Source organism: Mycolicibacterium duvalii (assembly GCF_010726645.1).
GTDB lineage: Bacteria > Actinomycetota > Actinomycetes > Mycobacteriales > Mycobacteriaceae > Mycobacterium > Mycobacterium duvalii.
This window is the reverse complement of record NZ_AP022563.1, coordinates 3,610,893-3,620,808: the sequence shown is the minus strand read 5'-3', so window position 1 is coordinate 3,620,808 and position 9,916 is coordinate 3,610,893. Positions and strand designations below refer to the sequence as shown.

13 protein-coding genes and 3 tRNA genes are annotated in these 9,916 nt (G+C 66.9%); 12 read left to right on the top strand and 4 right to left on the bottom strand.

Annotated elements, in window-relative coordinates; genetic code table 11:
- Position 1: 1 nt before the first annotated feature.
- Positions 2–709, bottom strand: a complete 708-nt coding sequence (locus G6N31_RS17170) for a DUF3060 domain-containing protein (RefSeq protein ID WP_179964194.1) — start codon at positions 707–709, stop codon at positions 2–4.
- A 509-nt stretch (positions 710–1,218) separates the two neighbouring features.
- Here G6N31_RS17170 and G6N31_RS17165 point away from each other — a divergent pair.
- A complete protein-coding gene (locus G6N31_RS17165) occupies positions 1,219–2,322 on the top strand; it encodes an NAD(P)/FAD-dependent oxidoreductase (RefSeq protein ID WP_098002533.1) in 1,104 nt (367 codons plus the stop codon).
- Here the strand turns inward: G6N31_RS17165 and G6N31_RS17160 are convergent.
- From G6N31_RS17160 to G6N31_RS17150, 3 genes are read right to left on the bottom strand one after another with little or no spacing between them, the layout of a single operon-like run.
- A complete protein-coding gene (locus G6N31_RS17160; protein ID WP_098002406.1) occupies positions 2,300–3,298 on the bottom strand; it encodes a magnesium transporter CorA family protein in 999 nt (332 codons plus the stop codon). The two genes, G6N31_RS17165 and G6N31_RS17160, sit on opposite strands and share 23 nt — an antisense overlap.
- Positions 3,295–4,011: a crotonase/enoyl-CoA hydratase family protein gene (locus G6N31_RS17155; protein WP_098002407.1), complete on the bottom strand. Its 717-nt coding sequence runs from the start codon at positions 4,009–4,011 to the stop codon at positions 3,295–3,297. The genes G6N31_RS17160 and G6N31_RS17155 overlap by 4 nt, the downstream gene beginning before the upstream one ends.
- A 49-nt stretch (positions 4,012–4,060) precedes the next feature.
- Positions 4,061–4,777 (bottom strand): MBL fold metallo-hydrolase, encoded by a 717-nt coding sequence (locus G6N31_RS17150; RefSeq protein ID WP_098002408.1) that lies wholly within the window; start codon positions 4,775–4,777, stop codon positions 4,061–4,063.
- A 140-nt stretch (positions 4,778–4,917) separates the two neighbouring features.
- On the opposite strand from G6N31_RS17150, the gene G6N31_RS17145 reads away from it, so the two are divergent.
- The 11 genes from G6N31_RS17145 to rplA all read left to right on the top strand — a co-directional run bounded on the left by G6N31_RS17145 (position 4,918) and on the right by rplA (position 9,635).
- A tRNA-Thr gene (locus tag G6N31_RS17145) sits at positions 4,918–4,990 on the top strand.
- 49 nt (positions 4,991–5,039) lie between these two features.
- Positions 5,040–5,113, top strand: a tRNA-Met gene (locus G6N31_RS17140).
- A gap of 40 nt (positions 5,114–5,153) precedes the next feature.
- The gene (gene rpmG, locus G6N31_RS17135; RefSeq protein WP_059101288.1) at positions 5,154–5,321 is read left to right on the top strand and encodes a 50S ribosomal protein L33; all 168 of its coding nucleotides are present in this window, start codon (positions 5,154–5,156) and stop codon (positions 5,319–5,321) included.
- A 30-nt stretch (positions 5,322–5,351) separates the two neighbouring features.
- Positions 5,352–5,831: a (3R)-hydroxyacyl-ACP dehydratase subunit HadA gene (gene hadA / locus G6N31_RS17130; protein WP_098002409.1), complete on the top strand. Its 480-nt coding sequence runs from the start codon at positions 5,352–5,354 to the stop codon at positions 5,829–5,831.
- Entirely contained in the window at positions 5,818–6,246 is a 429-nt protein-coding gene (hadB, locus tag G6N31_RS17125; protein ID WP_098002410.1) for a (3R)-hydroxyacyl-ACP dehydratase subunit HadB, read from the top strand. The genes hadA and hadB overlap by 14 nt, the downstream gene beginning before the upstream one ends.
- 3 nt (positions 6,247–6,249) lie before the next feature.
- Positions 6,250–6,759, top strand: a complete 510-nt coding sequence (gene hadC, locus G6N31_RS17120; RefSeq protein ID WP_098002411.1) for a (3R)-hydroxyacyl-ACP dehydratase subunit HadC — start codon at positions 6,250–6,252, stop codon at positions 6,757–6,759.
- 141 nt (positions 6,760–6,900) lie between these two features.
- Positions 6,901–6,973 (top strand) — tRNA-Trp (locus G6N31_RS17115).
- A gap of 91 nt (positions 6,974–7,064) precedes the next feature.
- The gene (secE, locus tag G6N31_RS17110) at positions 7,065–7,517 is read left to right on the top strand and encodes a preprotein translocase subunit SecE (RefSeq protein ID WP_163722229.1); all 453 of its coding nucleotides are present in this window, start codon (positions 7,065–7,067) and stop codon (positions 7,515–7,517) included.
- Between the two features lie 49 nt (positions 7,518–7,566).
- Positions 7,567–8,388, top strand: coding sequence for a transcription termination/antitermination protein NusG (gene nusG / locus G6N31_RS17105; protein WP_098002413.1), 822 nt, complete (start codon positions 7,567–7,569; stop codon positions 8,386–8,388).
- Between the two features lie 45 nt (positions 8,389–8,433).
- Complete coding sequence (rplK, locus tag G6N31_RS17100) at positions 8,434–8,862, top strand: 50S ribosomal protein L11 (protein WP_098002414.1); 429 nt, start codon at positions 8,434–8,436, stop codon at positions 8,860–8,862.
- A gap of 65 nt (positions 8,863–8,927) precedes the next feature.
- Complete coding sequence (gene rplA / locus G6N31_RS17095; RefSeq protein ID WP_098002415.1) at positions 8,928–9,635, top strand: 50S ribosomal protein L1; 708 nt, start codon at positions 8,928–8,930, stop codon at positions 9,633–9,635.
- Positions 9,636–9,916: the final 281 nt, after the last annotated feature.

Here is a 9,916-nt window from a genome sequence, read left to right as displayed (position 1 = left end):
ACTACGGCGTGCCCCCGACAGGTCGTTGTTCGACGATGTTGCGGGATCCCGACCGGGAGACCTCCGGGGCGCCGGTGCGATAGGTGATCTGGTTGTCGAGGCCCGACGCGGTGATGGTCTCGGCCGTCTCGACGGTGACGATGTTGTCGACCCCGGAGACGACGATTCCCGCACAGGGGCCCTGCACGTCGACGACGTTCCGGACGCCGCTGACACTCACCGTGCCGCCGTCGCAGCGGACCGTGCGTTCGCTCTCGACGCCGCCCAGGCTGACACTGGCTCCGGGCCCGACCGTGACGAGTCGCTCGCCCGGATCGACCCCGAGCCCGGGCGCGACCGGCGCCGCGGGCACCTCGGGTGCGTCGATGGAGCCGCCGCCGCCGGCGATGCCCGGTCGCGGCGCGGACACCTCCGGCGCGCTGGTCACGAAGAACGCGACCGCGACGATCGCCGTGGCCACCACCACCACCCCGACGACCACCGGCACCAGCCACAGCGCCGTCGAGGCCGAGCGCTTGTGCACCACCCGTTGCGGCGGCGCGTAGTAGGGGGATTCGCCGAACGACTGCGGATACGGTGCGGGCGGAGGCACCGGCACCCCCGCCGACGTCGGGTAGGGCTGGGTGCCCAGCTCGCTGGCGCGGGCCCGCTCGGCCAGCGGACGCTCGAGATCGCGAATCCTCGCCTCCGGGTCCGCATCCGGCTCCATGCGCAGATGGTTGCACATCCGTGGGTGAGCGGCACGGCTTTGCCCACGTCGTGCCATTTTCACGTGGCGCGGTCCGCCATTATTCGTCACGTTCCGCAGGCATGGCGAATTCACCGGAATTCAGCGTCAGCTGATGTGCGGAAGAATGAATTCGCGCTGCCGCCGAACGAAATATCGCGCCATTTCCGCGGTCAGTCCCGACGGTGTGGTGTGCCGCGTGCGCTGGTGCGTCAGCCCTCGTCAGGACCGTTCCGGTCGCTTGCGTCGCGGGAGCAATTCGCCGGACTCCGCAGATTTCGCGCGCTTCGCGGCGCGCTTTTCCTTGAGGGTCATCGCAGGCTTCTTGAGAAGGCGACCGTGAGATTTACTCGCCACAGTTATTCCTTTCGCTTTCCGCCGATCGCCACCGACCATACTCGAGAAAAAAATAAAAGCCAGCGGACGCCGGGTCCGTCGTCACCGCACGTCAACGGCGGTTGCGCACCGCGCCGGCGTGGTACTCCCAGGACATGGCGTCAGCGGGATTCCTTGCGATCGGCAGTGGGCCGGCGGGCGTCAGCGCGGCCGAGACCTTCCGCAGCAAGCACCGCAACATCGCGGTGGGCATCCTGTCCGACGACCCGGCGTTGCCCTACGCCAAGCCGCCACTGAGCAAGCAGTTCCTGTGCGGCGAGCCCACCGAACTCGAGCTGCACAGCGCCGGTTGGTTCGAGCGCAACGACATCGAGCTGAGCCTCGGCGTGCGGGTGGCCCACATCGACACCGCCACCCAGCAGGTGATCACCACGGGCGGCGCGCGCTACCGCTACTGGCATCTGGTGTTGGCCGTCGGGTCCACCGCGGTGCCGCTCGCGGTGCCGGGCGGTGAATCCGCTTTGACGCTGCGCTCTTTCGCCGACGCCGTGGCGCTGAAGATGGCCGCCCGGCACGCCGCCACCGCGGTGGTCGTCGGCGGCGGCCTGATCGGCTGCGAGGCGGCGTCCTGCCTGGCCGCGCTCGGCGTGGACACCACCCTCGTTGCGCCCGAGACGGTCCCGCTGCAACGTCGGTTCGGCGTCGACGTCGGCGAACGTGTGGTCAAGATGCTCTCCGAGGCGGGGGTGCATTTCGTCGGCGCCGCGCAGGTCACCGCGGTCGAGGACGCGGGGGTCACGCTGGACAGTGGGGAAGCCCTCGGCGGCGAGCTCGTCGTCGCGGCGACCGGCGCCCGCCCCGACGTCCGGCTGGCCGTCGCGGCCGGGTTGGTCACCCACGAGGGGCGCGTCGTCGTCGACGAGCACATGCGGACCTCGGCCCACAACGTCTACGCCGCGGGGGACATCACGATCGCCCACAACGTCGCCGCCGGGCGGCCGGTGATCGCCGAGCACTGGCGTGATGCCGCGCTGCAAGGCCGCGTCGCCGGGCTGACGGCCGCCGGATTCGACTCGAGTTGGGACCGGGTCCCCGGATTCTCCTGCGTCGTCGGCGGATTCACGCTCACCTACCGCGGCTGGGGCGGCCGCCACGATGCCTGCACCGTGACCGAGCGCGCCAACGGCTTCCGCGCGCACTACTCGCTGCAAGGCCGGGCGATCGGAACTTTGGACGCTACAGCCAATCCCGCTTCTTGAACGTCAAGTACAACACCACCACCAGCACCACGATCAGGGCGCTGCTGACCACGAAGCCGCCGACGGTGTTCACGCCCGGATAGGCCAGGTTCTGGCCGTAGTAGCCGGTGATGGCGGTGGGGACGGCGATGATCGCCGCCCACCCGGTGAGCTTCTTCATCACGATGTTGAGCCGGGCATCCTGCAAACTGAGGTTGGTCTCGAACACCGTGGTGATCATGTCGCGCAACGACTCCGTCCACTCGGAGACCCGCAGCACGTGGTCGTACAGGTCGGCATAGACCGGGTCGAGCTCGACGGCGGTGCTGGTCGCGTCCATCCTGCGGTGCTGGATCACGGTGACCACCTCACGCATCGGCAGCACCGCGCGGCGCAGCGCGACCAGATCCTTGCGCAGCTGGAACGTCTTGCGCTGCACACCTTTGCGCGGTGCACGCTCGGCGAACAGATCGTCCTCGAGGCTCTCGATGGCGTCGTCGAGTGCCTGTACGGCGTCGAAGTGACCGTCGACCACGACGTCGAGCAGGCCGTGCACGAGTGCGCCGGCCCCGTACTTCTGGCCGCCGAGCTCGTCGAACCGTCGCGACACCTGCTCGATGTCGTAGCCCGACCCCAACCGCACCGTGATCACGCCGCGCGGCAGCACGAACACCGAGATGCGGTGCATGGTCAACAGGGATTCGGAGAACTCGGCGGTCAGCGGGGCTTGGCTGACGGTCACCCCGTACACCGTGAAGAACGTGTGCGTCTTGTACACCATGGCCTTGGTGCGCTCCGCCTCGGCCAGCGTGTCCTCGACCGCCCACTCGTTGAGCCCGATCTCGTGGGCGAGATCTCTGAGCGTGGCGTGGTCGGGGGCGTCGATGTCACACCAGGCCAGCGTGTTCTCGGTGGCCAGATACTCCGACAGGGCGAAGAAGTCGAACCCGTCGCGAGGCTGGCCGTCCACCCAGATCCGGCCACGGATGTGGGTCACCGCTCGGTCGAACCGCCCAGCGCGAACTCTGCTGCCAGCCCGTCGATTCCGGCGCGGATCGCGGTCAGCGCGCCGTGTCGGGCCTTGAGCTTGGTGGCCAGGTGCGCACCGGCCTGCAGCCCGGTCGCGGCTTCCTGCGCGACGTGCTGGGCGCGGGCGAGAACCTGATCGGCCTCGACGATTTCGTCGAGCCAGCCGGCGTGGATAGCTTCGTCACCGACGAAGGTCACCGCCAGATTGGCTGCCCGGTCGAACGCCGCCGGGGTCAGCCGCATCCGCATCAGCTCCAGCGCCGCGTTGGGAATCACCATGCCGATCGCGACCTCGATGGCCTGACACCGCGTCTTCGGTCCGCCCACCCGGTGATCAGCCGCCATCAACAGAAACGAGCCCATCGCGATCGCCGGCCCGGTCGCGGCGATCACCACCGGCACCGGAAACGTCAGGGTTCGCACCGCGAGCTCGAAGCCCCCGGCGAGCATGCCGAGCGCCGCATCGGGGTCACCGGACTGAAAGATCGACAGGTCGAAGCCACCGCTGAAGACCCGCGAGTTCCCGGCCAGCACGACGGCTTTGGCCTTGTCCGCCTCGGCCCGGTCGAGGGCTTCGTGGACCGCGGCCTGCATCGCAGGTCCAAGGACGTTGACCTTGCCGTCGTCGAGGGTGACAGTGGCCACCGAGTCGGCGACTTCGTAGGCGACGTTGCTGCTCATGCTTCTCCTCGGATGGCGGGTCGCAACGAACCTAGCAGCGCCGGGCTCGTCAGCCGCCCATCAGCATGCGCCACTGGTCCAGATTGCCGGCGCGGTAGACGTAGTTGGTCTGACGCACCTGTTCCAGCGGTGCGCTGGGTTCCGCGGAGTACCAATGGCCCGGGAACACGGTGGGGTCCCCGGGCAGCTGCGCGAGCGCCTGCAGGCTGCGGAACATGTCGTCGGCATTGCCGCCCGGAAAGTCGGTGCGCCCGCAGCCGTCGAGGAACAGGGTGTCGCCGGCGACGAGTCGACCGTCGAGCAGGAAGCACTGGCTGCCCGGCGTGTGGCCCGGGGTGTGCAACAGCTCGATGTCGATCTGCCCGACGCTGACCCGGTCGCCGTGCCGGTGTTCGGTCAGCTCGCTGGGCGCGATCCCGGTGATCCGCGACACCCAGTCCGCCTCGTGGGTGTTGACGTGTACCGGCACGCTGACCCGCTCCAACAGCTCGGCCAGTCCTCTGAGTTCGAAGCCCATCATCGAGCCGCCGACGTGGTCGGGGTGGTGATGGGTGACCAGCACCCCCGACAGGTGCATGCCGTCGGCCTCCAGGGCGTCGACCAGATCCTGCGCCGCATAGGCGGGATCGACCACCACGGCGTCGCCGGTCTCCCGGTCGCCGATCAGGTAGGCGAAGTTGCGCATCTGCTGGGCGATCATGTCGCCCACCGCGAAATCACGGCCCGAGAGCAATTGGCGGAAGTAGAGGCGGTCGGAGTCAGCCATGTCCGTCAGGGTAAACCAGTGGAGATCAGCCGTTTCGGCTGCTTCCCGGCGCGGATGACCAGCGGTTTGGCGTCCGAATCGGTGAGAATGTACCCTCTTTAAGGCTCGGCGCTGGTGCGCAGTGTCGAGCGCAGTGACAGGCCCCCTTAGCTCAGTCGGCAGAGCGTTTCCATGGTAAGGAAAAGGTCAACGGTTCGATTCCGTTAGGGGGCTCGGTGGAAACGGGCGGAGCGCCCGACAGCTCCCAGCCTGGCTCCGTCGGGGCGGTGTAGCTCAGCTGGTTAGAGCGCACGACTCATAATCGTGAGGTCGGGGGATCGAGCCCCCCCACCGCTACAAGTAGAGAAGAACCGAGCTCTGAAACGAGGCACCGAAGGTGGCGTCCAGTACTGACGTACGGCCCAAGATCACGTTGGCCTGCGAGGTGTGCAAGCACCGTAACTACATCACGAAGAAGAACCGTCGCAACGATCCCGACCGGCTCGAGATCAAGAAGTTCTGCCCCAACTGCGGCAAGCACCAGCCGCACAAAGAGTCGCGCTAGGCGACCCGACGGCACCCGCTTTCAACACTCGTGTCATTTCTGGACGGACTGGTCGGGGCGCACTACCGCTATCCCGACCGCTACGTCGTGGGTCGCGAGAAGATCCGCGAGTACGCCACTGCGGTCAAGAACGACGACGCCGCGTTCTTCGACGAGGACGCGGCCGCGGAGCTCGGCCATGACGCGTTGCTGGCGCCGCTGACCTTCATCTCGGTGTTCGGTTACACGGCGCAGCTGGCGATGTTCAAGGCTCACAACATCGCGATCTCCGACGCGCAGATCGTCCAGGTCGACCAGGTGCTGAAATTCGTCCGTCCCGTCCGGGCCGGCGACGAGCTCTACTGCGACGTGTGGGTCGACTCGGTCCGCCAGGCCCACGGCACCGACATCATCGTGACCAAGAACATCGTCAGCAACACCAACGGCGATGTCGTGCAGGAGTGCTACACCACCCTGGCGGGGCGTAGCGAAGAAGACGGGGAGAGTGGCTTTTCACATGGCACTGCGTGAGTTCAGTTCGGTACAGGTCGGCGATCAGCTGCCCGAAAAGGTCATTCCGCTGACCCGGGCTGACCTGGTCAACTACGCCGGAGTGAGCGGCGACCTGAACCCGATCCACTGGGACGACGACATCGCCAAGCAGGTCGGCCTGGACACCGCGATCGCCCACGGCATGCTCACGATGGGTCTGGGCGGCGGCTACGTCACCTCCTGGGTCGGCGACCCGGCCGCGGTCACCGAGTACAACGTCCGATTCACCGCGGTGGTGCCGGTACCCAACGACGGCAAGGGCGCCGAGATCGTCTTCAACGGCCGGGTGAAGTCCGCCGACCCGGAGACGAAGACGGTCACCATCGCGCTGAGCGCGACGTCGGGTGGCAAGAAGATCTTCGGTCGTGCCGTGGCCGTCGCGAAGCTGGCGTGACCGATGGCTCTCAAGACTGACATCCGCGGAATGGTCTGGGAGTACCCCGACACCTTCGTGGTGGGGCGCGAACAGATCCGGCAGTTCGCCAAGTCCGTCAAGGTCACCGATCCGGCCACGCTGGACGAGACCGCTGCCGCCGAACTGGGGCATGAGTCGCTGATCGCGCCACTGACATTCATGTCGATCTTCGCGGTCATGATCCAGAACCACTTCTTCCAGCACGTCGACGTCGGCCTGGAGACCATGCAGATCGTCCAGGTGGATCAGAAGTTCCACTTTCACCGGCCGATCAAGGCGGGTGACGCGCTCTCGGGCACGATGCACATCGAGACCGTGGACGAGCGGTTCGGCGCGGACATCGTGACCACGCGCAACGTGTTGACCGACCCAGCCGGAGACGTCGTGATGGAGTCCTACACGACGCTGATGGGCCACGAAGGCGACAACTCCATCTCCGTGAAGTGGGATCCCGAGACCGGGCAGGTCCTCCGCACGGCGGAGACCGGGTAGCGCCGGGCGATTAGTAACTCCGACCGCCAGCGCGCTACACTCTGGCTTCGGGGTTTTCCCAGTTTAAGCGCGCTGTCCGTCGGCTTCGATCGACCGAACGGGGAGCGCGCAAATTGTGTGGGCCCCGCAGGTCATCCCTGAAGGGGCGTAGCTCAACTGGCAGAGCAGCGGTCTCCAAAACCGCAGGTTGCAGGTTCAAGTCCTGTCGCCCCTGCTCAACTGAATACTCGGCAAGTGTGGAAACTCGTCCGGTCTGGATACTGGGGGGTGACCGCGATCGACACGACCAGAAAAGGGAGCATGCGGTGAGCGACGAGCGCGACGCAGGCACCGAGAGTGGCGCCCCGACCGGTGACGGCGACGGTGACACCCGGAGCCAGACCGCGGTCGTGACCGGACCGCTGCGCCCGACGGGCAAGCGGTCGCGGCGCGGCGCGGCGGTCGTCGAGACCGACGACACCGACACGGGACCCGAGACCGACGCATCCGGCGCGAAGGACGACGGCGACGGGCCCAGGTCGAAGCGGAAGAAGAAGACGGCCAAGAAGCCCAAGGACGGGCCGTCGCGCAATCCGTTCACCTTCGTCTTCAACTACCTGGCCGAGGTGATCGGCGAGCTGCGCAAGGTCATCTGGCCGAACCGCAAGCAGATGGTCACCTACACGACCGTGGTGCTGCTGTTCCTGGCGTTCATGGTGGCCATGATCGGCCTGGCGGACCTGGGTCTGGCGAAGCTGGTGAGCATCATCTTCGGCTGACCGCCGTGCCGATGAGCGCCAGAAACGATATTTCAGAGAGGACTGACACGTGACTAGCTTCGACGGCGAATCGCCCTCGGGCGAGACCGTCGACACCATGAACGTCGACGAGGCCAACGCGGAAGCCGTGAGCACCGAGGAGGACGCCGCGCCCGCCGAGGTCAGTGCCGACGCGGCCGGTGCCGAAGATGACGCGGCTGGTGCCGAAGATGACGCGGCTGGTGCCGAAGAAATCCCCGAGGAAGAAGAGGACCCGGCCGTCGCGCTCAAGAAGGAGCTGCGCCTCAAGCCGGGCGACTGGTACGTCATCCACTCCTACGCCGGCTACGAGAACAAGGTGAAGGCCAACCTCGAGACCCGCGTGCAGAACCTCGACGTCGGCGACTACATCTTCCAGGTCGAGGTGCCCACCGAAGAGGTCACCGAGATCAAGAACGGCCAGCGCAAGCAGGTCAACCGCAAGGTGCTGCCGGGCTACATCCTGGTGCGCATGGAGCTCAACGACGAGTCGTGGGGTGCGGTGCGCAACACGCCGGGCGTCACGGGCTTCGTGGGCGCGACCTCGCGGCCGTCCCCGTTGTCGCTGGACGACGTGGTGAAGTTCCTGCTGCCGCAGACCCCGGCCAAGAAGGCCGGCAAGGTGGCCGCGGCGAGCACCGCCGCTGCCGAGGCCGGCGGTATCGAGCGTCCGGTCATCGAGGTCGACTTCGAGGTCGGCGAGTCGGTCACCGTCATGGACGGCCCGTTCGCGACGCTGCCGGCGTCGATCAGCGAGGTCAACGCCGAACAGCAGAAGCTCAAGGTGCTGGTGTCGATCTTCGGTCGTGAGACGCCGGTCGAATTGACCTTCAACCAGGTCGCCAAGATTTAACGCGGGCCGTCAAGCCCACCTGAGGAAAAGAAGGAAAGCACAGCCATGCCCCCGAAGAAGAAGGTCGTCGGGCTGATCAAGTTGCAGATCCAGGCCGGGCAGGCCAACCCCGCCCCGCCGGTCGGTCCCGCGCTCGGCCAGCACGGCGTCAACATCATGGAGTTCTGCAAGGCGTACAACGCCGCGACCGAGTCGCAGCGTGGCAACGTCATCCCCGTCGAGATCAGCGTCTACGAGGACCGCAGCTTCACGTTCGCTCTGAAGACCCCGCCCGCCGCCAAGCTGTTGCTCAAGGCCGCCGGTGTGCAGAAGGGTTCGGGCGAGCCGCACAAGACCAAGGTCGCGAAGGTGACCTGGGATCAGGTGCGCGAGATCGCCGAGACCAAGAAGGAAGATCTCAACGCCAACGACATCGACCAGGCCGCCAAGATCATCGCCGGCACGGCCCGGTCCATGGGGATCACCGTCGAATAAGGCGGATCTCGTGGGAGGGCTGGCATCGGCCCGCACCACAACTTCTGAACACAAGGAGAAATGAAATGAGCAAGACCAGCAAGGCGTACCGCGCCGCCGCTGAGAAGGTCGACAAGACCCGCCTGTACACGCCGCTCGAGGCCGCGAAGCTGGCCAAGGAGACGTCGTCGGCAAAGCAGGACGCCACCGTGGAGGTCGCGATCCGACTCGGGGTGGACCCCCGCAAGGCCGACCAGATGGTGCGCGGCACCGTGAACCTGCCGCACGGCACCGGAAAGACCGCGCGTGTCGCGGTGTTCGCCGTCGGCGACAAGGCCGAAGCCGCGACCGCCGCCGGCGCCGACATCGTCGGCAGCGACGACCTCATCGAGCAGATCCAGGGCGGCATGCTCGACTTCGACGCCGCGATCGCGACTCCGGATCAGATGGCCAAGGTCGGCCGCATCGCTCGCATCCTCGGTCCGCGCGGGCTGATGCCGAACCCCAAGACCGGCACCGTGACGCCCGACGTCGCCAAGGCCGTCGCCGACATCAAGGGCGGCAAGATCAACTTCCGCGTCGACAAGCAGGCCAACCTGCACTTCGTGATCGGCAAGGCCTCGTTCGACGAGAAGGCGCTGGCCGAGAACTACGGCGCCGCGCTCGACGAGATCCTGCGCGCCAAGCCGTCGTCGTCGAAGGGCCGCTACCTGAAGAAGGTCGTGGTGTCGACGACTACGGGCCCCGGCATCCCCGTGGATCCGGCGGTCACCCGCAACTTTGCGGAGGCTTAACAGCATCGACGAGAAGCCCCGCGCCTTGTGCAGGCGCGGGGCTTCTTCGTGATGAGGCCTTTCGGAGTGCTCCTCGGCCGCCGTTCCCGCTGACCGCGTCCGGCCGCCGTCCCCCACGAACGGCTGACCGGGCGCCCCGATCGGCGGTAGCTGGCGTGTCCCCCAACGGCCTGGCGTGGTGACCGAGAAGCACCCCCGCAGCAACATAACATCGGACCCGTCAATAGGGGATGGCAATCGGCGAGTTCGCCGTGGATCGCGGCCGGTTTTGTGTGATCGTT

What these genes read in the sequence shown, in the direction of transcription:
- rplK (WP_098002414.1), top strand. Translation starts at nt 8,434, where the DNA reads ATGCCCCCGAAGAAGAAGGTCGTCGGGCTGATCAAGTTGCAGATCCAG.
- hadC (WP_098002411.1), top strand. Translation starts at nt 6,250, where the DNA reads ATGGCTCTCAAGACTGACATCCGCGGAATGGTCTGGGAGTACCCCGAC.
- G6N31_RS17165 (WP_098002533.1), top strand. Translation starts at nt 1,219, where the DNA reads ATGGCGTCAGCGGGATTCCTTGCGATCGGCAGTGGGCCGGCGGGCGTC.
- G6N31_RS17170 (WP_179964194.1), bottom strand. Translation starts at nt 709, where the DNA reads ATGGAGCCGGATGCGGACCCGGAGGCGAGGATTCGCGATCTCGAGCGT.
- G6N31_RS17155 (WP_098002407.1), bottom strand. Translation starts at nt 4,011, where the DNA reads ATGAGCAGCAACGTCGCCTACGAAGTCGCCGACTCGGTGGCCACTGTC.
- hadB (WP_098002410.1), top strand. Translation starts at nt 5,818, where the DNA reads ATGGCACTGCGTGAGTTCAGTTCGGTACAGGTCGGCGATCAGCTGCCC.
- G6N31_RS17150 (WP_098002408.1), bottom strand. Translation starts at nt 4,777, where the DNA reads ATGGCTGACTCCGACCGCCTCTACTTCCGCCAATTGCTCTCGGGCCGT.
- rplA (WP_098002415.1), top strand. Translation starts at nt 8,928, where the DNA reads ATGAGCAAGACCAGCAAGGCGTACCGCGCCGCCGCTGAGAAGGTCGAC.